This window comes from Candidatus Leptofilum sp. (assembly GCF_965223525.1).
GTDB lineage: Bacteria > Chloroflexota > Anaerolineae > Promineifilales > Promineifilaceae > Leptofilum.
Genome location: NZ_OZ245005.1, coordinates 2,206,257 through 2,229,054, shown reverse-complemented (window position 1 = coordinate 2,229,054; position 22,798 = coordinate 2,206,257). Strand labels below are relative to the sequence as shown.

The window sequence follows — 22,798 nt, the reverse complement described above, 5'->3', positions numbered from 1 at the left end:
TTATCCTGGCGGATCGAACCATTGGATGCCCCGATTACGCAGTTCGACTTGCTTTCGCAGCCTTTCAAAAAGGTCTACCCCCATCTGCCGACAGAGATCGACGAGATCAATGGGTACCCAATTTTCAATTAGCAGGTCGCCCTCGCGCTTCCACCAGTCAAAGTCTCGCATGGTCATGAGCTTGCCCGTGGCTGGTATGCCTGCATACTCGCCGTGATGATATGAGAATGCGGTGTCCCAGATGCCACCAGCAGCATATTTCCCCTCACCGATGAAGCCCATTGTTCGTCCGCCGCCATCGTGACTGATCTTGCGGTCGCCAAACCCGTGCAGCCACGGCCGTTGGTGGAAATCTTCAAACTCTTCCAGGCTAAAGGTGGCACCGATCCCACTATAACCGTACCAATGCATGTTTGGATGCCAGTAATTCCACTGATCCATATTGCGTAGGTTCCCGCCATCACGGCTACGTACATAACGTTCCAGCCCGTGCCCCATGGCTTCTACTATCTGCAAACTTTTGCGCGATTCCAGCGGGTCTTGCTCAGTGAGAAGGACGCCATCCCCCGCAGCTGGCCCGGGAATCTTGCCGCCTTCCCCTCCAGGCGCAGGCGGCAGCACCTGAAACCCTGCCTGTCTTATGACAGATAAAATATCAAACATTACATAGCTCTCTGCAATTTTTCCGTCGCGCAGGAGGTAATGCTGACCAAAATGAATATTCGTCTTGTCCCCGGTGGCGGGAATACCAAGCCAATCTTGGGCAAACGTGCCTGTGAGGTAGCCACAGCCCGACACCCACTCTTCGCCCGCTTCTGGCCCGTAAACGGAGCCGCCGCTTTCTATGCCGCCCATAAAGATGTAGGCTTTGCGCTTGAGATCGGGGAATGAACGGCGCAGCGGCAGCCAAACATCGGTGATGACTGCCTCAGCACCTAGCACCTGGTCAATGGGGGCTGAACCATTCCAGTTAACGTCCTCGTGCATTGCGGCGCGGATGACCCCGGGAACGTCATCATTGCTTACATGGTTCATCTTTTGCCAGAAGTCCCAGACGGCCGCTTTGTTTTTTTGATTTTGTACGCTTGCATTTGACATAATATCCGCCTTATCCTGTGATATTGAACCATTGAACACCACGCTTGCACTGTTCAACCTTGTGGCGTAAGAGGTCGAAGATATCTACCCCCATTTGCTTAAAAATGTCGATCAAATCAATGGGAATCCAGTTCTCGATCAGGTAATCGCCCTCACGCTTCCACCAATCAAAGTCACGGATTGTCATCATCTTTTTGGTGGCAGGAAAGCCAAGATAATCGCCGTGGTTGATGGAAAAAGGCACGTCCCAAATGCCGCCCGCTGAATAAAGCCCTTCACCTACAAAACCCATGTGACGACCGCCGGGAAGGGAGACATTGCGATCTCCAAAACCATGCAGCCACGGCCGTTGGTGGAAATCCTCAAATTCTTCCTGACTAAAGGTGGCACCAATCCCGGTATAGCCGTACCAGTGCATCTGCGGATGCCAGTAATTCTCGTGTTCCATGCGGCTCATATCGCCACCGTCCCGACTGCGGACGTACCGCCCCAATCCGTTCATAGCGATTCTGGTCAACTGTGCGCTTTTACGTGATTCCAGTTCGTCTTGCTCCGTCAGGAGAATGCCGTCCTCAGCCAGAGGGCCGGGAATCTTGCCCCCTTCCCATGCCCCGTGAGGGCGGCAGGATTTGAAAGCCTGCTTGCCGCATGACGCCAAGCACGTCGAATATCGCGTAGCTTTCGGCGATTTTGCCTTCGCGCATCACGTAAAATTGGCCGAAACCAATATTGGTTTTATCGTTTGAGGCGGGGATGCCGAGCCAATCTTGGGCAAAGGTTCCGGTGAGGTAGCCGCAACCGGAGACCCACTCATCCCCAACATCGTCTGTGCCGCCTAAAAAGACATACGGCCGCCACTTAAGATCAGGGAATGCGGTCATTAACGGCCGCATAAAATCAGTAAAAACAGCATCAGCACCTATGATCTGGTTGATAGGCTCTGAGCCGTTCCAATCCACATCTTCGTGCATGGCAGCGTTGATAACGCTAGGGACGTTATCAAGCCCTACGTGATTCAGCTTCTGCCAATAATCCCACACAACTGCTTTATTTTTTTGATTATTCTTCAATCTGTCGGACATTGTTTCCTCCTAATTCTGTCGTTTCAATCATCAATTTGGTTACATGCCATTAACCGGGCGGCGTGAACCACAGCTCACCCCGATTTCGCAGTTCAATTTGTCGCCGCAATCTATCGAATAGATCCACACCCATTTGCATGAAAAGGTCAATGATGTCAATCGGCACCCAGTTTTGGGCTATCAGATCACCTTCACGCCGATACCAATCAAAATCTCGGATCGTCATCATTTTTCCGGTGCCAGGAACCCCGCCATATTCCCCGTTGTGCCTCGAATACAAGGAATCCCAGCCGCCAAGCGCGGCATATTTCCCTTCTGCCAAGAAATCATCCCCACCCAGCCCGATCAGTCGGCCACGGCCGTCAGACTGAACCCCACGGTCACCAAAACCCTGCAGCCACGGCCGTTGATGGAAATCTTCAAACTCCTCAAGGCTAAGACAGGAACCAATGCCGCTCAGGCCATACCAGTGCATCTGAGGCTGCCAGTAATGCGCTTGCTCCATGCTGTGCAGGTTGTCACCATCACGACTCCGAACATACCGACGAAGGCCGTATAACATGGCCATGACCAGTTGCCCGGTTTTTTGCGTTTCCAGTTCGTCTTGCTCGGTCAAAAGTATGCCATCCCTGGTATGGGGGCCAGGAATCTTGCCCCCCTCCATGCCGCGAGCAGGCGGCAGCACCTGAAAACCCGCTTGCCGCATAACGGCCAAGATATCGAAAATCACATAGCTTTCGGCAATTTTGCCCTCGCGCATCAGGTAAAATTGCCCAAAATAAATATTCGTCTTTTTGCCAGAAGCGGGAATGCCTAGCCAATCTTGTGCGAAGGTACCGGTGAGGTAGCCCAGGCCAGAAACCCACTCTTCGCCGCTGGTCAACCCGCCCATAAAGATGTCGGCTTTTCTTTTGATGTCAGGAAACGAGTGCCGTAAAGGCTGCCAAAAACCTGTAATGAGTGCCTCAACACCCTTTAACTGATTGATAGGATGCGACCCATTCCAATCGACATCTTCATGGAAAGCCGCCTTAACGACAGTGGGCACATCACTATTGGCAACGTGATTCATCTTTTGCCAGAAGTCCCAAACGATTGCTTTGTTTTTCTGATTCGTGTTGCTAGACATGGTTTATTCCTTTGTGTCTATACGGGTATCTCTCGACTGTCATACCCGCGAAGGCAGGTATCCAGATGTTTGGATTCCTGCCTTCGCAGGAATGACGTGTTTAGTTGCTTCCCTTTTTCTAAAATAGGCGTGTTTTTTGACCCTTAAACATCCGATCTCCGCGTTTCAATCTGATGACGCATCCGCCCAAAGAGATCAACATCCATTTGCATGAAGAGATCAATCATGTCAATAGGTATCCAATTTTGAGCCAGCCGATTGCCTTCGCGCCGGTACCAGTCAAAATCGCGCATCGTCAGCAGCTTGCCGGTTGCGGGTACGCCCAGGTACTCTCTGTGGTGGATTGAAAATGGTGCATCCCAAACCCCAAGAGAAGCGTACTTTCCTTCGGCTAGATAATCCCCTTCTGCCAGGCCAATCACACGGCCGTCCCCCACCGCCAAATCCGGCCATTCACCAAAACTGGTCATCCACGGGCGCAATTGGAAATCCTCATACTCGGCAAAGCTGAAACAACTACCGATTCCGGTTGGACCATACCAGTGCATTTGGGGATGCCAGTAATGGGTTTGCTCCATACTTTCTATGCCCGCCCTTCGGTCATAGCGCAAAAGTCCCCGGATCATCGCCTCAACCAGTTGGCCGGTTTGTCGCGTTTCTAAAGCGTCCTGCGCTGTTAACAGCACGCCGTCTCTGGTATGTGGCGCAGCAACATTCCCGCCTTCTGCCCCAAGAGATGGTGGCAATACCTGATAGCCCGCCTGTCGCATCACGGCCAACAGGTCAAGAATCACAAAACTCTCGGCGATTTTTCCTTCGCGCATTAAGTAGAACTGACCAAACGGTATAGTCGTCTTTTGCCCTGTGGCGGGAATATCGAGCCAATTTTGCCAGAAGGTGCCGCTAAAATAGCCCAAGCCAGACACCCACGCTTCGCCACCGCTAAGACCGCCCATAAAAATATGAACGTTCCGTTTGAGATCAGGAAAAGCACGCCGCAATGGCTCCCAAAATCTCGCAATGAGTGCCGCTGTGCCTCTTAATTGATTGATGGGATGTGAGCCATTCCAGTCTACATCCTCATGGAAGGCATTTCGGATAACCCTGGGAGCATTCTCGACTTCAACATGGTTCATGCGCTGCCAAAAGTCCCAAACCATCCCTTTGTTTTTCTGATTCCTGGAGGGCATCTCTGCTTCCTGCACTTAATGGTGAGTTGGACTGCTGGGGAGAATCCAGCGGCAATACGCCAAAAATCGGAATAGCCAGCACAATCTATAGGCTACGCTATTGGCCAGAAAAACGGCTAAGACCAAACGGAGTAATGTCTGTTTCGGCTGATTTACCCAGCATGAGGTCAGCGATTTGCACACCGCTATACGAACCCAGAGTAAGCCCGCCAGCACCGTGACCTGTTGCCAGGAAGAGGTTTTGCAGGCCGGGGACGCTTCCCAATATGGGCAAGCCATCGGGCGTTTTGGGACGTAATCCCACGCGTAGCTCGCTTATCTCCGCTTTCGCCAACCCTGGCGCGACGCGCAGCGCTTCGCGGAGCACCTCTTGTACGCCACCAGCCGTCATGAAAGGAGCAAAACCCGTATCCGCCTCCTGGGTCGCTCCAACAACAATGCGATTGCCGGGAAACGTCAACATGTAATGATCACGAAAGGCGTGAACGATAGGCCAGTTGGCAATTGGTACACCCGGGTCATCATCCAACCGGAGGTGGATGATCTGCCCCCGATGGGGTTGCACTGGAATGCGAATTCCTAGTTGCCCTTCAAACTCGGGTGTCCAGGCACCACCGGCGATGGCTACGCTGTCGGCAGGATATATCTCATGGCCAGCCGTGACGGCCGTCACCTTCCCAGACTGGATGACGAGCTTGTCAACGCTGACTTCTCGGATGACAAGACCTCGTTGGCTGGCTGCTTTAAGCAGAGCGTTCCTTAATAGACGGCCGTCTACCCGAGCCGCTTGACGGTGGAAATAAGCACGATGTACCGAAGCCAATGCCGGAAAGAGCTTTTGCGCTTCCCCAGGCTCAAGAAGCTGAATGTCGCTTGACGATAGACGATCTGGTCGCTGCTGCCGCGCCATCATGAGGGCAGAGGCTTGTTCGAATAGCGGTATTTCTTCTTCATCCACAGCCACCGCAAGCGCGCCACATTGGCTATAGCCAGTCTCCCCAGCATCTTCATCCCGCAGCTGCTCGTCCAGCTTCACGTGAAAGGCAGCTGCCTTCACCAAAAAATCATGCCAAAGCTCTGAATGATAGCGTGTCGTTCCGGATGAAATAATGCCTGCGCCTGCATCCGTCGCCCGACCCCTATCGGCTCGATCAAGTAGCAGCGTCTGAGCGCCAGCCTGAACCAGCCGATAGGCAATCGTTGCACCCACAATCCCGCCACCAATTACAATCGCCTCACTCATTGAGGGTTCCCGCCAAATAAGAGAAAATCATCAAGTATGACACTGAAATCTTACCCTGAACCTGCAAACCAGGGTGTGCCACGCTTTTGCAGTTCAATCTGGTAACGCAGCCGTTCAAAGAGGTCAACGCCCATTTGTAGCAGGAGATCGATGAGATCAATGGGAACCCAATTCTGAACAATCAAGTCGCCTTCGCACCGATACCAATCAAAATCACGCATGGTGATCAACTTGCCAGTGGCCGGAACCCCCAGGTATTCCCCATGATGTCTGGAAAAGGCCGTGTCCCAAATGCCGCCACTGCCATAATGTCCCTCGCATATGAAGGGTGTGGCTCGTCCACCGCCCGTTTGGTGTAAACCCCGATCCCCAAAGCCGTGTAGCCACGGCCGTTGATGGAAATCCTCAAACTCTTCCAGGCTCAAACAGGCGCCAATCCCACTTGGCCCATACCAGTGCATTTGCGGCAACCAATAATGTTCCTGCTCCATACTACGCAAGTTGCCGCCATCCCTGCTCCGCACATATCGCTCCATCCCCCACCCCATGGCGCCAACAATTTGCCTGGTTTTTTGTGTTACCAGTTCATCCTGTTCAGTCAGCAGGATGCCATCACCAGTATGCGGTGCGGGAACCTTGCCCCCTTCCATGCCGCGAGCGGGTGGCAACACCTGAAATCCTGCCTGCCTCATCACCGCCAGCAGATCAAGTATGAGATAACTTTCGGCAATCTTGCCCTCGCGCATCAAGTAGAATTGACCGAACCAAAGATTTGTTTTCTTGCCCGTGGCGGGAATACCTAACCAATCCTGAACAAAAGTGCCGGTAAGATACCCCAGACCAGAAACCCATTCCTCACCGTCTACAATGCCGCCCATGAAAATGTCCGTGGTTCTTTTGAGATCGGGGAACGAGCGTAACAATGGCTGCCAAAAATCAGTAACAACTGCCTCGACACCCACTAACTGATTGATGGGGTGTGAGCCGTTCCAGTCCACGTCTTCGTGCATGGCGGCACGAACAAGCGTTGCCACATTTTCAGGCTCGACGTGGTTCAACTTTTGCCAGAAGTCCCAAACGGCCGTTTTGTTCTCCTGGTTCCTTCTCATTTTGGTCATCGCTTTTGCCTCAATTTGGCAATCTATCCTTTCACGGCTCCGGCCGTTAACCCAGCCAACAGATGCTTCTGGAAGAAGAGAACGACAATTACAATCGGGAGCGTCGCCGACACGGCAGCAGCAGCGGCTAAGGTCAGGTGACCAGGATCTTCACCGCCGGTAAACCGGGCGATAGCTACGGATAGGGTCCATTTGGATTGGGTCAGAATTCTGACCATCAGAAACTCGCTGTAGGCCAATAGGATAGAAAACAACCCGGTTGAAATGATTCCCGGCCACATAATCGGGATAATAACCCTGATGAAAGCTGTCAAGCGGCTGGCCCCATCCACCATGGCCGATTCCTCAATTTCTTTAGGGATGGTCATGAAAAAGCTGCGTAACATCCAGATGGTAAAGGGCTGGTTGATGGCCACCATCGTGATAATCAACAGCGCATAGGAGTCAAACAAGCCAGTTCTTCGCCCCAGAAAGAAGTAGGGCAGCACATAGGCAAGGCTGGGTAGTGAGCGAAAACCAAGGGCCGCTACCAGGATAATCACCCCAGCTAGCCCCGCATACCGAGCCAGGCCATAAGCTGCTAGACAACCGATGGTCATAGAAATTGTCACAGTACCCACAGTGACAATGATTGTGTTCAAAAAGTAATCATAAAACTCGGCCGTGTGTACAAATCGAGGAATGTTCCACAGTAGCAGTAATGAAGCGGCAACAATGGCTGCGTAAATTACAGAGTTTGCAACTGGCAAGCGATTGGCAAACATACCCAGCAAAACAAGGACTATGATGATGCCAACCAGCACCAAAGCAACAGCCCCTGGATTTTCGGGGACTGAATTTAACCAAAGATCAGTATAGTTATCGAGAGTTGCATCAAAGAAAATCAAGGGAGTGCGGGCATTGGCTTGTCGGGGGGTTTTCAAAGATTGCAGGAATGTCCATAAGACAGGCCCCAGACTGAAAAGCGCATAGGCAATTAAGCCAATATAAATAAGCGTTATGCCAATAGGATTCTTTATTTTTTGCATATTAACGCTCCTCAATTTGTTCGCGATAGGTTCGCGTCAGGTAGGGAACCAAGATAATTAGAATCATGATAACCGTTAAGATAGCCATGGCATTCCCTTTGCCCAGTCGCTGCACGTCCATGGACGTCCGGAATATGTAGAGCATCACGGTATCTGCCTTAAACACAGGGTTCATTTCAGTCAATACAAAGACGGTATCGAAAATCCGGTAAGAATCCATCGTCAGAATGAGGCCCAAGAAAACAAAAAGAGAACGCAGGTGAGGTAATGCAACATAGCGCACCTGCTGCCATCTGGTAGCGCCATCCACAACGGCCGCATCAATCTGTTCTTTTGGCAAGGTGAGCAGTCCCGCATACAAGACAATGAAGGGAAAAGGCGTGCCCCCCCATATTGCATTGATAAAGATTAGAATTTTGACTGACACTTCTGAAAATATGAAGCGCTGCTCCAAAATATCCCGGAAAAACCAAGATACAACGCCACTAGGCACAAACATTTGTTTAAACATCAACGTGCCTACCACTGGTACAACAACCATAGGTAGGAGGTAAGTGGAAATAAAAACGCCCCGGAGACGTTGGGTGATTTGGTTCAGAAGCATGGCTAGAATAAAGCCATTAATTATCAAAGACGGCACGGCAATGACAATGTATAGCAAAGTAAAGCGAACCGACTGCCAGAATCTGGGATCAGTAAGCACGGATGCGTAGTTTTCCAACCCCACAAATTCCGGTGTATTAATGTTGCGGAACGTCAAGAAATGTAAGCCGAGCCACATCGCTATAATCAGCGGAAACACCATCAGCGTTGTCATAGCTATGAGGCTCGGCGAGGTAAACTGGTAAAAGGTTTTTATTTTCATAACAGATACCTAATTGTTTCTGGGATATAGGTATGGATGGAACGGCCGTACCCCATGACAAAGGCACGGCCACTCTATCCAACTTTTAGCTAGGCTTTATTCTTCTTCGAGGAATCCCTGTTCCGTAGCTTGCGTGATATATTCTTCTGCGGCACCTTGTAAGGCTTCTTCAGGGGTTAGTTCACCGCTACCAACCAGCGGCAGCCAGTTCCCCAATGCTGCTCCAGCTAGGGGAATGGCCGGATTGGGTGGATAGCTACCAACACCATTGGCAATGGTTTCAGAGGCAGCTGGCAGATAACGAGCACCAGCACCAGCATCAGCCACGGAGGTACGAAGGGTGATACCAAACTCTGCACCCTCTTTCATGCTTTGGAAATCGAGTGCTTCCATGATGATCCGGAAGGCCAGATCATGGTCAACGTCAGTATTGATGGGAATGGCATAGGCGTCGAGCCAGGCAGAGCCGCCTAGAGCGCCACCAGGATTGGGGGCAGCAGCAGGGGCAAAGCCGATCTGGCCTACAAAGTCAGACAGTTCCGGGTTGTCCATATTGGCCGCCCGGCTAGCCCAGATATTCACAAAGGCCAAGCCACCGGTTTCCATACCAATTTCACTGTCGTCGATGCTGTAGGTTAAACCTTCAGGCCCCATGCAGGCGTCTACAACTTCCTGCATTTTGGTCAGAGCAGCAATGCCAGCCTCGGAATTAAAGGCTGGGGTGTTGTCTTCATTGAGGTAATCCCCACCAAAGGAGCGAATGAAGTGGAAAAATTCGATGTCCCAAGCCCAACCAGCGTGGAGGTTCATAGTAAAGGGAATGTCGATGCTGGGTTCATCTTTTAGCACTTCACAGGCCGCGATGACGCCGTCGTAGGTTGTGGGTGGTTCCAAGTTATACTGTTCAAACAGGTCGGTGCGGTAGAACATATGCAGAGTGTTGGACATGAAGGGCACACTGTAAATCACACCGTCCACAGTCGATACATCCCAGGCAGTCTGCGGAATTTCCCAAAGGCGGTACTCTTCCCAATATTTTTCAACCAGGTCATTGAGGGGGAGGATTAACCCTTGATCAATGAACTCGACAGAATCGGGCGTCGTGTGGATGATGGCCCAGGGGGCAACCCCGCCATCGGCCAGGCCTAGCCGCTGCTGCTCTAGCTGATCGCCTGAGGCCATTAGCTGCGTGCTCACAGTCAGGTTCTCAACGTCATTACATTTTTCAAACTCACCCGCAAAGAATTCAGTGATGGGGAAGGCGGTACCGAGCATCCTCACTTCAACAGGCTCGGCTGGTGGTTCGATGTTGCATGCTGTTGGATCGGCAGCGGCTTCAACGACGCGGGTGACTTCAACTTCTTGAACTTCGGTAATCGTTTCGCCATCTACAACGCGGGTCACTTCAATTTGCTCGGTGACTGTTTCAACGATTGTTTCACCTTCTACAACCCGGGTCACTTCCACGGTTTGTGGCGAACAGGCTGCCAGGATGAGTCCGGCAACCAACAAAGCCAATACGGTCATGAGAGTTCGTTTTTACATGTTCTTCTCCTTTTCTGAAAATAGATTCAAATACAAATAGGGTCTTGATTTACACTTTTTAAGTAATTTGGGATCGTTGCACCTCCTTTGGCTTAATTATGGGATGCGCGTTTGTGGGGAAACGGCCGTACAGCCAACAATCTGCTATACTTGCTGCCGCACAAAGGCGCGCCTCCTTTGGATACATGCGGGCCATCCACCATGCCTGCCGGCTGACTGGGTGGCTCGCTATTTATAACCAAACTAGAAAACAAATAAGTTGCTTACACCAAACCACAATCTCAAATCATCAATCTTCTTTAAGAAGGCCGATAGAGCTGCTTTAACAGGGCAAACTCATCAAAGAGCGTCCATTCCTGAATGAATTTGCCGTTTGCCACTAAATGATGGCTAACGCCAATAATATGAATTTGCTTACCCGTTGGCTCGCCATAAACACCGGGGCCGGTGTGCGTACCCATCATCGTCCAGCGGGTAGCGGTACGATAACGGCCAGGGCCGTCTGCCAAGGCGCAAAAATGATCGACGGAAACAGCCAGGTCGGGGAATGGAGAGAGTAAGGAAAGGATATAGGTACGGAATTGATTACGGCCGTACAGTACCCGCCCCGATGCCGATTCACAAATATATTGCTGACTGTAATAATCATCCAGCTTGTTCAGTAAACGCCAATTCCACACCTCATGAATGGCTCTTCGTACAAAGTTGCCAATATTAAAATCGGCAGACTCTACGGGCGGGGCTTCAGGTGGCAATTGCCCTTGGAGGCGATCCGGCTCGGCCGGAACGGTAAACTGCCGACCACTATCTCCCTCTTGTTGCGCCATTCGCCGAGCCATCTCATGCACATCGAAGCCAAGTTGGTACACCAAAGATAACTCATCCCGCACCAGCCACTCCTCAACAATGACCCCTTCTACAATGACACAATCGGCAATAGCACGGTAGCTAATCTTGCGACCCGTGGGCGGGCCATAGGCAGTGTGTCCCCAATTGTGCCCTTCATGTGTCAGGCGATGCGAAGAAAAATAGCCAGAATCATCATCACCTGTCCAAATGACCTCATCGGCGTAAAGGCGACGATCTGGAAATGCAGCCAGCGATTGGATCGTGCCCTCAATTACTTTGTCTCGCGTGTAGATGTCACCGCTAGAGGTGTGAATACGCATGTTGGTTCCGTAATAGTCATACAGCGTACCGATGGCATGTTCTTCCCAGATTTCATGGGTGATCTTTACGATGTAGTCTACAATGTCCTGAAATTTGGGGGCGAAGCCGCGCAAGGCTGATTTTTCATAGCCATCAACAGCAATGATGTGAGCCAGATCGCCCTTTTTTTGTAGCGTAATATCGACAGCGGGTTTACGGGATTTATTTAAATCTTTTTCTTTTGTCATGGCATTAATCGCTTTCTACTCTCTACTCTCCTGATACGCAGCAATTTGGGCGTAAATCGCTGTTTCATCCACCACCATCCACTCACTGGCAATCAAACCATCATGTAATTCAAAATGGGAGATCCCCAGGATGGCTACAGGGGCGTTTGTTGGCGCGCCAAACCGACCATCTCCACTGTGGGTGCCGCAAAAAGTCCAGCGCATGGCGACTCTAACCGCCCGATCATCCTGTTGGCGAACGATGAGATGATGCGGCTCAAAACGGCCGTCTGGCAAAGAAGCCATCATGCTAGCGACCCTGTTGCTTACGGATTCACGGCCGTAGCTAAGAAGCCTATCTGGTCCTTCAAACCGCACTGCCGGCACATATTGCTCAGTCACAACGTTGAATTGCTTCCCATTCCACAGCGCGTCATGCGTGTCGATCATACGGTTGGCAATGACTTTATTGCCCAAGATAGTCAACCCATTTTCGTCCGCCCAGCGATGGCGCATTGCTTCATTGCCAATGGCATACGCTTGGGGATTGTTCTTACCAAGGGAAATGCCATAGGCCACCGGATCGAAGCCAAGCTGCCGGACAAAAGATGCGTGGTCACGCAGTTTCCATTCCTCCACGATTCTGTTATCGCGGCACACGCAGTCGGCAATACCTAACCCTTGGAAATTGCGCTTGGTTGCCGGGCCCAACGCGCTGTCTCCCATGTGCCTTCCTACTGAACGAACGCGATGTGATGAGTAGAAACCGCTTAGCATATCGCCAATAATTACATCATCGGCCAGTGGCAGCCGGTTGGTGAATACGTGCATCTGTTCTAAGGTTTCATTGACCATATCGTCCACCGTGTTCATGACACCATGCGGGGACCGCACCGGGCAAACAGGCGCATACCAATCATAAATGCGTCCTACGTTCCCTTCTTCCCAAATGATGTAGGTAATATCGACGATATATTGCTCTGGCGTTTCAAATTCCGGAGCAAAATTTTGCATGCTCATGATGAACTCCTTTCCAATAGAAGATTTTTGAGATTAGTCGGGTTTTCCTTTCTCGAACAGATTTTCAATCCTGATTGATAGTGATACATCGCTCCGCCTTGAGCTTTCTATCAAAGGGTCTCATCTAACTGGTTCACCACACGGGATTATTAGGAGGAGTCCATTTTACTGTTTGAAGGAGTTGCATAATTGCTGGATACAAATTTGCTAAAGATCCCGATGTGATCATGCATGGCTTTTCTGGCCTTATCGGGGTCGCGATCCTTTAGAGCCTGCAAAATAGGAAGGTGTTCCTGATCGGCCCTGTAGTTCTCTAGCGCTCGCTCATACATATGGCCCTGCAGTGGCGCTAGCATGTCAGCGACAACCTTAAGAATGTGTTGTAGAGCCTCATTCTGGGTTGCCTCAGCGATTGTCGCATGAAACTGTGTGTTCAGGTGGAAGTCGGTAGCAGAGTCCTTTGGCATCTTCATCTCGTCAACAATGTTCTCAAGGCGAAGAACCAAATCATCTGTAATTCGTTGGGCAGCGAGTGCCGCAGCCTGAGGTTCTAATAGGTCGCGCACCTCTGTCAGTTCTCGGAGTGCCGCATGCCTTAGAGAGGCTTCAAGTTCGGCAGCAGTCGCAGGTCGGTTGCTTCGTATCATTGGCCCAACAGACATCCTCTTGCCAGATGTCACGGTGACAGCACCTAGGACGACTAGCCGCTGAATGGCCTCACGGAGAGAGGTACGACCAATCCCGAATTGCTGCATCAGATCTGCCTGCGATGGAAGAAAGTCTCCAGGCTTTAATCCCTGCTCGGCAATCATTGCCAGTATTGCATCTACGGCCTGATCTACGAGCCCAGTCCTAGCTAGAGACTTTGAATTTGATATCATGCTCACTTATCCTCATCACTAAAATCGCTCACGGCCTTTGTAACTTGAGTTCCTGGCTTTGACTTTCAACCCTCTCACGAATACACAGGCGTGCTTTGCTTACCACTTTCGAGAAGCTCTACATACTTCTGATTCAGCATTTGCACGATCGAACCTGGCTTACCACGACCGATCATTCGTCCATCTATTTCCCTGACGGCAAAGATGCCTCCCGCTGTACTAGTCAAGAAGACCTCGTCAGCGTTGTAAAGGTCGAAGGCTGTCAACTTGGCCTCCTCGGTTTTCATCCCTTCCTCTGCCGCCAGCTCTATAACAGTCTGTCGTGTCACACCGACGAGGATGTTCTCACCCGGTGTGTACAAGATTCCGTTCTTCGCTGCGAAGACATTGTAGCCAGGTGCCTCGGCTACGTAGCCGTGAATGTCAAGCTCGATCGCCTCGTCGAGCCCTGCCTCATTTGCCTCCATACGCATCAGGATGTGATTCAAGTAGTTTGTGCACTTAATCTTTGAATCTAAGCACTCTGAAGGAATCCTACGCATCGATGATATTCCAGCCCGAATGCCTTCTTGTTGTACGTTACTGTCTATTAGGCTGATGTAGGGGATGGCAAAGGCGATCAGATTCGGCGTGCAGTTGTAGGGGCTCATCAAGGGCATTCGCCCTACACCGCGGGTTACAAGTATCTTGATGTAAGCATTTTCAAGCCTGTTGCGCCTCATAATCTCAAGGACGACCTCCCTCACGCCTTCTTTGTCGAGAGGGATCTCAATCTTTAGCGCGTGAGCGGATTCGAACAGCCGATTCACATGCTCGTCCAGCTTGAACACCCTGCCACCCCAGGCACAGGCCGTATCGAACACAGCGTCACCATAGAGCACCACATGGTCAAAGACAGAGATTCGAGCCTCGTTTTCGGGAACATACTCCCCACCAACGTAGACCTGGCGCTCCGAACTGCCTGTTCCAATATTCATCCCTTTCACCTCCGGGTGTGCTATTGTCTCGTCTGTCGTAACTTCAATCTTTCCTCTCAGCTAGCAGCTAGCTGCTATCAGTTGTAACCCAATGCCTCTGCTCGGTCAAGCTATCCATTTTGGTGAGCGTATTGTGCTGGCAAGCCTAATCCAGTCAGGCAGTTGTTCAGCCGTTGCTTTTTGAGATGGACGAGAGGTTAACCCACACACTACCTCAACTTGGTTTGGTTTTGTGATGATAATCTTTTTAACAAAGGTAGTGCTTTTTGTGTATTTTTCTTTTGGCTCATGGGTGAAAAGTGTGTGCCAATGTGACTGTCACACCCAGACAAGCTGCACACATTTCATAGTTGAGCCTTTCTTTTTACTCAAAAACCCTGATCGCCAGAATGGATGGCTTGACCGAACAGGGACACTCAGGTATAAAATGATAATAGCTAGCAGCTAGCAGCTAGCTGATGGCTGATAGACTGATAGGTAAGAAGGAGATGAAATAATGTCTGCTGAAAAAAGCAAAGAAGAAAAAAACAAAGACCTGGTCGCACGTATGTATGAGGCCCTCAACAAGACCGTGATCGGGCTTATGCCGGAGTTTTGGACCAAGGACATGGGCTGGTACGGTCCAGCGGGTATCGGCACCCTACACGGCGTCGAGGAGTTCGATGAGGCGCTGCGACCCTTCAACCATGCCTTTCCCGACAAAGTGGCCCGCGACGAGATTCGTATCGCTGAAGGAGACTATGTAGCCGCCCACGGCTATCAGCATGCCACCCACACCGGAGACTGGCTCGGTATTCCCGCCAGCGGAAAATCAGTCAAGATACGCTACATGGATTTCTGGCACGTCAAGGGGGACAAGCTGGCTGAGAACTGGGTGCTCATCGACATCCTGGACTTTTTGGAACAATTAGGCTACGACATCGACAAGGTGCTCGCATTTATCGGCTCCAAGCCGCCTGAGTTCTTTGACGGCGTGGAGACGGACTAATATCCGATGGCTGGCGAGAGCCTGCGATGCTCCCGGTGAAGGGGGAAGGAGGTGAAAAGCAAAAACAACGGTTGCAACCGATACCTGAAAGGAACGGCCGTAGTCTGTTTCTCAAGAAGCACAAAGGAGGTAAGGAAGAGATGTTTATCTCAAACAAGAACTATCTGTGGAAATTGTTAATCGCTACCATGCTGGTGTTATCCATCGTACTCTCCGCCTGTAGCCCCACATCAGAACCCGAGACGGTTGATGAGACTGTCGAAGTCGAGGCTACGACTGAGGTCTCCGTCGACCCCACGGCTTGTAACCTCGAGGCACCCGAGTCTCCGTCCACCATCAACACCATTGCCTGGGCAGGTCTCGTTACGCATTTCTATGCCGACGAGTTTGCGAAGTGTGAAGACGTGGAGAATCTTGAGGTCAACTCGCAGATCCTGGACTTCGTTAGCGTAACGGAACAGGTTCGCCTGGCGCTATCAGGGGGCGGCGAATCGCCGTACCAGATAGTGCATGCGTCCAATACCGAGCTCGTCGAGTGGGGCTCGGCGGGCTGGCTCTTGCCACTCAACGATTTGATCGATAAGTACGGTGAGGAGTACGACCTGGACGACCACTCGCCCAAGGCTTGGGAGGGCGCCACCATTGACGGCCAGGTTTACGGCATCCCGTTTATGTCCAACACGCTGCACCTCTATTACCGGTCGGACCTGTTCGAGAAATATGACCTAGAACCGCCAACTACGTACGATGAGGTGATCGCGGCGTGTGAGGTCCTGAAGGATGAGCCCAGCATCACTCTTCCATTCACCATGCAAGTGCATGCTGGCTGGGCGTGGGAGTTCAGGTTCTTCTCCTTCCTCCGGTCCTACGGGGGAGACTACCTCAACGACGATAACACGCCGGCATTCAATGGCCCAGAGGGTGTCACTGCCGCTACCCAGATAAAAGAGGTTATCGACGCCTGCATGGGGCCCGAGGGCCTCACCTATAGTATCGAGGATAGTGCGAACGGTCTGGCGACTGGTACGCTCGCGTTCATACACACTTGGGGGAGTCAAAGTACTATCTTTGACGATCCTGAGACGTCGGATGTAGTCGGCCTAGTTGAGTCCGCACCAGCGGCCGCTCCCAACCCTGGGGGACTGCTGGGAGGCAGTGCCTGGCACGACTACTGGACCATTCCAGTGACGAGCGAGGTTGACCCAGATCTCGTCTTCCGAGTAATAATGGAGGCGACGGATAGGCAGAGCCAAGAGGAGGGCGCGGAGATTCAATCCATGACCCGATTGTCAGTCCCTCAAGGCGTACCCAATGCGGCGGCCGCCAACGAGACCATCGCCAATGGCGTGGGCATCTATGACCCCAACCCGGCGGTGGCCCTGGCTCAGTCCGCCCTCTGGAACTGGCTGCCATTCATAGGCACTGGCGAAATGACGCCGCAAGAGGCATTGGATGCAGCGGCCGAGGAGTATATCACCGAAGCAACCGCTCAGGGCTTCCTTCCCTAGTCAACACAATGATGAAGGTTGCGCCCGGATTGGTCTATCGGGCGCAACCTCCTCCTTCCGAACTGAGCCAAAACCTAAGACGCGAAGAAAGGGAAAGGGCTATGAAACGAGGAACGTTCTTCAGGTATACTGCTCCGAGCAACATCGTGATGGTTGCGCTTATGACCTTGCCTCTGGTGATGGCGGTCTGGCTGGGTCTTAACTTCATCACTTTTCGCACCTTCGACACGCCAAATTTCGTCGGTCTCGCAAACTACCTGGAAGTTCTTTCCGATGTGCGGTTCTGGCAGGCGCTCGAGTTCACGCTGCTGATCGCCGCGATCTGTGTCCCGGTGCATATCACAATCGGTTTGGTCGTAGCGTTGCTGCTCGACCAGATAAAGGGTCGGATGCGGGACGTCTTCCTGCCCGGGATGCTGATGCCCATGATCGTGGTCCCCGTCGTTGGGACACTCATGTTCAGGCAACTGTTTGAGCCGGCCGGCTTGTTTGCGTGGTTCTTCAGCGAGATCGTTGGACAGCGCTTTATCTTCACAGAGCCCTCTGTGAAGGCGCTTATCATAATGCACACGATCTGGGTGAGCACGCCGTTTGCTCTGCTCATCTTTTTTGCCGGCCTGCAGACGCTGCCCAAGGAGTTGGTTGACGCTTCGGGAATCGATGGCGCCAACAGGTTACAGCAGATCCGCTACGTTGTTATTCCCCACTTGAGGTCATTGATCGTGCTGGAGGCCCTAGTCGCGCTCATGGATTTCTACCGCCTCTTCGACAGCGTTTTCATCCTGACTGAGCTGAATCCGATTTTCAAAGCTGACTCCGTCTTGACCTATAACTTCAAAGTGGCGATGACCGTGGGGCGCTTGGGAAAGGGAAGCGCGATGGCCATCCTAACGGTGATCGGGATCTTCGTGGTGGTCATCCCTTTTCTCATTATGACCTACCGCGAGCAGATCGAGGAGCGCTGACATGCAGCCCATCAAGAATCCTATTGGCCGGTTCGCCATCTACGTATTTCTAATACTGTTCCTGCTGTACAGCCTCGTCCCCTTTCTCTGGACAACACTCCAGTCGTTCAAGACGCAGCGGCAGGCGGCCGCGCCCATTCCCCTGTTTGTTTTCGAACCTACCCTCGAGAGCTATGGTCGCCTGTGGTTGGACTCGACCCCCGACAACCTCGCAGTACTCGCTACCGGTCTGATGGGCGTAATCGTCGTCCTGGTACTCCTTGGTGTCTTTGCGGAACGACTGCCCATCCCGAGAAAGCTCATCTACGTCGGTATCCTGGGTGCTGTGATCGCGATCATTTGGGGCATTCCCAAGATCGTGGATACGGCAGAGTTCTATGACTACTTTGTGAATTCGCTGATTGTGGCCGTGGGGGCGGTCGCCATCTCGGTCAGCATCGGTTGTCTTGCTGGTTATGCGCTGGCGCGCTACTCTGGGATAGCTGGCGTGGTCATACTGCTCGTGGCACTCGCTTTTCGAGCCCTGCCCAGGTTGGCATTCTTACTTCCCTACTTTTGGATGGGCAGGATAAGTGGCCTTCACGACACCTACTTCCTGGTGATTATTGCCCTGGTGGCAGTAAACCAACCGTTCACAATCTGGTTGTTGCGAAGCTTCTTCATGGATATACCTCGCGAAATTGAGGAGTCAGCCATGATCGACGGCGCCTCCCGGCTCGAGGCGTTCCTGAAAGTGATCATCCCGATCATGTGGCCGGGCATTGTCGCGGTGGCACTGTTCACGCTGTTGCTAGCCTACCACGAGTTCTTGTTGGTGAGAATACTCACCCAGTCAAAGTGGACACTCCCGTTGGCGATGGTCCAGTTTGTCGGCGGTGCGAAGGTCACGGGTCAGATAGCGATGCAGGCTGCAGCGGCCGTGTCCAGCACTATCCCGATCGTATTGGTGATTATCTTCTTCCAGAAGCAACTGGTGAAGGGCTTGTCGGCCGGGGCAGTGAAGGGCTGAGCCAGACGTCTGGGGTTGCAAGGGATGCTGTTCATGAGCGACCAATCCGCGCCCCATTGACAAAAAGGGCTTCGCCACCTTTTTCGAAAAAGGAGGAAATTAAAATGACAGCTAAAAAGAAGGATCAGACCCAACAGAAACAAGCCAAAAATGAGGGGTCTGCCACACGTACCTCTAAAGCGCAGGCCAACTCGCACACTCTGAAACCGAAGGGCGAGCCACGGCTGATGCCAAACGACTTCGCTATCTCTTTGGCGACAAAAGGAGGCACTGATCGCCAGTTGCTGAACCCCGCTACGGAGGGCATGCAGCGCATGCGGGGCTTTGACGACACCTACGTTGACATCATTGACTACATCGTCCGCATTACGCACCGCATCTGGGAAGAAAAGGACATTGGCTATATCTACGATACCTACAAACACAACTCTCACGTTTACGATGATTCCGGCCTGCAATACGGCCGGGACAAGATCGTCGCGGACACCATCCACACAATCAACGCCTTTCCCAATGTGCGCGGGTATGCTGATGAAATCATCTGGGCGGGCGACGACGAAGTAGGCTTTCATACCTCACACCGTGCAGTTCTTATTGGGCACAACACTGGCTACAGTCGGTATGGCTCACCGACCGGTAGAAAGGTGACGTTGTGGTGCATCGCCAACTGCATCGCCCTGGAGAACGAAATCTTCGAAGAGTGGGTACTCTACGATACCGCCAGCTTGATCCACCAGCTCGGCTTCGACCTGCGTGAGAAAGCCCGTGAGTTTGGGAACCAAACCGAACTGGATGGACTGAACGATATGCGCTTTGGCGAGCCGGAGCGCCTGCCAGGGCAGGGCAAGCCGCCGCATATGCCTCCTAAAGCGTCGGACGGTTTTGACGTGGAAGACTTTGTTCGACGCGCTTACCACTACATCTGGAACTGGCGCATGTTGAGTAACGTGGATGCCGCCTATGCACCAACTTTGCGCTTCCGGGGATCGACTGGTCGTGTGTACTATGGCCGGGGCGAGTATAAATCGTTCATCTTATCTATAATGGCGATGTTCCCAGATTTAGTGCATCAAATCGACGACATATATTGGATGGGCAACGCTCAGGATGGCTACCTGACCTCGGTTCGTTGGAGCATCGTCGGGACGCACCGTGGCATGGGCATTTACGGACCACCCACCGGCCGGCGTATCAATATGTGGGGCATCACCCAGCACCACATCAAGGATGGCATAATCGTTGAAGAGTGGATGCTTTTCAACGAATTCGCCATCATGCAGCAAATCTTTCGTGATTAGCTTGACCATAATCTGGGTAAGCCGGAACCAAGCTGAATTTTTGGTTTCTTGAAGGACCAGAACACACCAAGGTTTCCTCTTCGTGTTCCTAGACGTCCTTCGCGGATGCGATCTTCTCGCATATTGTGCAAGATTTTCAGACGAAAAGGGCTTCGCTGCCTTTTCAAAGAGGGACTATCTATCAATCTGATACCGAAGGAGATGAGATTCATGTCTGCAGAAAAAAATAAAGAAGAAAAAAACAAAGACCTGGTCGCACGTATGTACGATGGCCTCAACACGGGCGTGTTCGGGATTATGGATGAGTTTTGGACCGAGGACATGGTCTGGGATGGGCCAGCGGGAATAGGCACCTTGCGGGGCATCGAGGAGTTCGAGAAAGTACTGCGCGTACCTTTCAAGAAGGCTTTTAGCTCCAAAGAATGCATCGACGATATCCGAATCGCTGAAGGGGACTATGTAGCGGCCTACGGCTTTGAGTATGCCACCCACACCGGGGACTGGCTCGGTATTCCCGCCAGCGGAAAAACAATCAAGTTGCGCTATATGGATTTCTGGCAAGTCAAAGGGGATAAGCTGCATTTGAACTGGGTGCTTTTCGACATCCTGGGCTTTCTGGAGCAAGTGGGCTATGACATTAACAAGGTACTCGCATTCATCGGCTCCAAGCCACCTGAGTTCTTTGACAGCGTGGAGATGGAGACGGACTGATACCCGATTGCTGGCAAGAGCCTGCAATGCTCCCGGTGAATGGGCAAGTCACACCTCTTTCTGCTGGTCAACAATAAGGAGAATAGCATGTTTGTAGAACGTCAAACCGTGCTATGTAAAAAAGGGCGTTATCTTGAATTACAAGAATTGCTGGGAAAATGGTCAAAGGAATTTAAATTTCCACGAGCCAAAATGCGACATTATTTTACCTATGTTGGGCAACCATATCGCGCATTTTGCTTTGAGTTGGAGTTTGAATCCTTAGACGATCTCCAAAAAGGTTGGGAAGAATGGGAGGAAATGGCCGAGGAAATGGGGCCTTATCTCGAAAAATTCAAAGAGTTGGTTGACGAACACTTAGGCACTGAACTGTGGCGAGTGACACACCTGCAATAATATTGTAGTAGATAGAAAATGAGCAAAAAAGCATCTACACTCAATCTCGGCAAGGTGCATAAACCTCATCCTGAAAGATTTACCGTCCATTGGTTAACTTCCTTCCAAATTTGAGAGAAGCAGCAAATGCAGCACCTTTGGACCGTGCATGCCCATGACAAGCTGCATGGCAATGTCGGCGGTACGGCTGGGCCCCGTAATCACTACAATGTTTCTGTATTGTCGGGTTTGTTCCAAGCTTGCAGATCTTTGGGAAGCCCACCAGCTTTCTAAATCGGGTAAAATTTGGTTGGTGGTAACGATGGCGATGTGGATTGGGGGAAGAAGAGAAGCAGTGCGTGAACGGCCGTTTCCGTTCATCACCACCACGCTCCCCGTCGCCGCCAACGCCGCGTCTACACCAGTCAATCCCACGCGTACATCGCTATCCTGCCCCACGCAAGAGATGTTGGCATTGTCCAACGCTTCCCCCAAACCAGGCACGGGAATACCGATACGTTTGCCTGTTTTACAAGATAACGCTCTAATTCATCCATTACTTCTCTTCACCTGTTAACTCCTACATACGGCCTGTATACAGGCCGTATACAAAAATTATACGGGTGGTATGCTATCAAGCTGCATTCCAAAAGCTTGAAATTTCGTTTCGTTCAACATTCGCGATGCTCAAATTTTCCCGGCAAAGTTATTGAGTTGGCGTGATTTGCATTAGATAGAAAAAGTAAACGGCCGTTCCCACCAAAATGAGAACGGCCGTTTTCCCCCGCGAAACTGGCAAACTATGAGGGTATTATCGGCTGCTAGTCCGATGCAGCGTGGCTGGTGCCAATGGTACCCCCAGTGGAACCTCCACCAACGTGTCAGAGAACCGGAATGCTTCATAATCAACTGCAAATGGCACGGTTGTTCCCGTTGAAAGGCACGTCAGCGTCCCCTCAAAATGTAAGACCCCACCTGCGCCAACGGCTGCAGACCCGGCCGTTACGCCTTTGTCATCCCCGCACAGCGTCCAGAATGTGTCATACTGGTACACATCAAACACACCATCCCGGTCATTGTCGCTGATGGAAACCGAGCGACGTGAGCCGTCGTTTGGATCTACCCCCTCCCACAATCCCACAAAGTAGTTGCCAGAGCCACCGCTATCGGCACTGGCCATAGACACGAAAAAGATTGCTGCCAAAACCAATACAGCAAAAACAGAAAAACGCTTCATCTCAACATCTCCTTTGCACTGGGTGCGATATAAAAAATAGTTACAAAGAAACAAGCAGGTTCTGGAAATGAGAATATCTCCCAATCGTTTGTTCTACCGTTTGTTGGCAGCATTTAATCGGATCGTAAAAAGTTTTGTATTGTGCAAACTATAGA

23 protein-coding genes are annotated in these 22,798 nt (G+C 51.6%); 7 read left to right on the top strand and 16 right to left on the bottom strand.

The annotated features are described in order from the left end of the window. From ACOQPM_RS26615 to ilvE, 14 genes are all read right to left on the bottom strand, one after another. Positions 1–1,098 carry a hypothetical protein gene (locus ACOQPM_RS26615; protein ID WP_420631426.1) on the bottom strand — a complete coding sequence of 366 codons (1,098 nt, stop codon included), beginning with the start codon at positions 1,096–1,098 and terminating at the stop codon, positions 1–3. A 10-nt stretch (positions 1,099–1,108) separates the two neighbouring features. After that, positions 1,109–1,600, bottom strand: a complete 492-nt coding sequence (locus tag ACOQPM_RS26610) for a hypothetical protein (protein ID WP_420631425.1) — start codon at positions 1,598–1,600, stop codon at positions 1,109–1,111. A gap of 70 nt (positions 1,601–1,670) precedes the next feature. Then, positions 1,671–2,180: an ester cyclase gene (locus ACOQPM_RS26605; RefSeq protein ID WP_420631424.1), complete on the bottom strand. Its 510-nt coding sequence runs from the start codon at positions 2,178–2,180 to the stop codon at positions 1,671–1,673. 49 nt (positions 2,181–2,229) lie between these two features. After that, complete coding sequence (locus tag ACOQPM_RS26600) at positions 2,230–3,309, bottom strand: ester cyclase (RefSeq protein ID WP_420631423.1); 1,080 nt, start codon at positions 3,307–3,309, stop codon at positions 2,230–2,232. Positions 3,310–3,452: 143 nt separating this feature from the next. Further along, the gene (locus tag ACOQPM_RS26595; RefSeq protein WP_420631422.1) at positions 3,453–4,499 is read right to left on the bottom strand and encodes an ester cyclase; all 1,047 of its coding nucleotides are present in this window, start codon (positions 4,497–4,499) and stop codon (positions 3,453–3,455) included. A 97-nt stretch (positions 4,500–4,596) separates the two neighbouring features. Then, a complete protein-coding gene (locus ACOQPM_RS26590) occupies positions 4,597–5,742 on the bottom strand; it encodes an NAD(P)/FAD-dependent oxidoreductase (protein ID WP_420631421.1) in 1,146 nt (381 codons plus the stop codon). A gap of 50 nt (positions 5,743–5,792) precedes the next feature. Then, positions 5,793–6,860, bottom strand: a complete 1,068-nt coding sequence (locus ACOQPM_RS26585; RefSeq protein ID WP_420631420.1) for an ester cyclase — start codon at positions 6,858–6,860, stop codon at positions 5,793–5,795. A gap of 23 nt (positions 6,861–6,883) precedes the next feature. Continuing rightward, on the bottom strand, positions 6,884–7,888 hold the full coding sequence (locus ACOQPM_RS26580; RefSeq protein ID WP_420631419.1) for a carbohydrate ABC transporter permease: 1,005 nt from the start codon (positions 7,886–7,888) through the stop codon (positions 6,884–6,886). Between the two features lies 1 nt (position 7,889). Next, complete coding sequence (locus tag ACOQPM_RS26575) at positions 7,890–8,753, bottom strand: carbohydrate ABC transporter permease (RefSeq protein WP_420631418.1); 864 nt, start codon at positions 8,751–8,753, stop codon at positions 7,890–7,892. 96 nt (positions 8,754–8,849) lie between these two features. Then, complete coding sequence (locus ACOQPM_RS26570) at positions 8,850–10,280, bottom strand: extracellular solute-binding protein (RefSeq protein ID WP_420631417.1); 1,431 nt, start codon at positions 10,278–10,280, stop codon at positions 8,850–8,852. A gap of 317 nt (positions 10,281–10,597) precedes the next feature. Beyond that, complete coding sequence (locus ACOQPM_RS26565) at positions 10,598–11,695, bottom strand: ester cyclase (protein WP_420631416.1); 1,098 nt, start codon at positions 11,693–11,695, stop codon at positions 10,598–10,600. 15 nt (positions 11,696–11,710) lie between these two features. Further along, entirely contained in the window at positions 11,711–12,694 is a 984-nt protein-coding gene (locus ACOQPM_RS26560; protein ID WP_420631415.1) for an ester cyclase, read from the bottom strand. A gap of 149 nt (positions 12,695–12,843) precedes the next feature. Then, entirely contained in the window at positions 12,844–13,575 is a 732-nt protein-coding gene (locus tag ACOQPM_RS26555) for a FadR/GntR family transcriptional regulator (RefSeq protein ID WP_420631414.1), read from the bottom strand. A 74-nt stretch (positions 13,576–13,649) separates the two neighbouring features. Continuing rightward, positions 13,650–14,552, bottom strand: a complete 903-nt coding sequence (gene ilvE, locus ACOQPM_RS26550) for a branched-chain-amino-acid transaminase (RefSeq protein WP_420631413.1) — start codon at positions 14,550–14,552, stop codon at positions 13,650–13,652. A 496-nt stretch (positions 14,553–15,048) separates the two neighbouring features. Here ilvE and ACOQPM_RS26545 point away from each other — a divergent pair, with 496 nt between their 5' ends. The 7 genes from ACOQPM_RS26545 to ACOQPM_RS26515 all read left to right on the top strand — a co-directional run bounded on the left by ACOQPM_RS26545 (position 15,049) and on the right by ACOQPM_RS26515 (position 21,427). Then, positions 15,049–15,540, top strand: a complete 492-nt coding sequence (locus ACOQPM_RS26545) for an ester cyclase (RefSeq protein WP_420631412.1) — start codon at positions 15,049–15,051, stop codon at positions 15,538–15,540. Positions 15,541–15,566: 26 nt separating this feature from the next. Continuing rightward, positions 15,567–17,048, top strand: coding sequence for an ABC transporter substrate-binding protein (locus tag ACOQPM_RS26540; RefSeq protein ID WP_420631411.1), 1,482 nt, complete (start codon positions 15,567–15,569; stop codon positions 17,046–17,048). A gap of 101 nt (positions 17,049–17,149) precedes the next feature. Next, positions 17,150–18,013, top strand: a complete 864-nt coding sequence (locus ACOQPM_RS26535; protein WP_420631410.1) for a carbohydrate ABC transporter permease — start codon at positions 17,150–17,152, stop codon at positions 18,011–18,013. Position 18,014: 1 nt separating this feature from the next. Then, positions 18,015–19,022, top strand: coding sequence for a carbohydrate ABC transporter permease (locus ACOQPM_RS26530; protein WP_420631409.1), 1,008 nt, complete (start codon positions 18,015–18,017; stop codon positions 19,020–19,022). A gap of 104 nt (positions 19,023–19,126) precedes the next feature. Next, positions 19,127–20,320: an ester cyclase gene (locus ACOQPM_RS26525; protein ID WP_420631408.1), complete on the top strand. Its 1,194-nt coding sequence runs from the start codon at positions 19,127–19,129 to the stop codon at positions 20,318–20,320. A gap of 210 nt (positions 20,321–20,530) precedes the next feature. Next, positions 20,531–21,031, top strand: a complete 501-nt coding sequence (locus ACOQPM_RS26520) for an ester cyclase (RefSeq protein WP_420631407.1) — start codon at positions 20,531–20,533, stop codon at positions 21,029–21,031. Between the two features lie 87 nt (positions 21,032–21,118). Then, entirely contained in the window at positions 21,119–21,427 is a 309-nt protein-coding gene (locus ACOQPM_RS26515; protein ID WP_420631406.1) for a hypothetical protein, read from the top strand. 93 nt (positions 21,428–21,520) lie between these two features. Here the strand turns inward: ACOQPM_RS26515 and ACOQPM_RS26510 are convergent, their stop codons facing one another. Both ACOQPM_RS26510 and ACOQPM_RS26505 read right to left on the bottom strand, forming a co-directional pair. Continuing rightward, positions 21,521–21,910 carry a LutC/YkgG family protein gene (locus ACOQPM_RS26510; RefSeq protein WP_420631405.1) on the bottom strand — a complete coding sequence of 130 codons (390 nt, stop codon included), beginning with the start codon at positions 21,908–21,910 and terminating at the stop codon, positions 21,521–21,523. Positions 21,911–22,217: 307 nt separating this feature from the next. After that, on the bottom strand, positions 22,218–22,643 hold the full coding sequence (locus ACOQPM_RS26505) for a hypothetical protein (protein WP_420631404.1): 426 nt from the start codon (positions 22,641–22,643) through the stop codon (positions 22,218–22,220). Positions 22,644–22,798 lie beyond the last annotated feature (155 nt).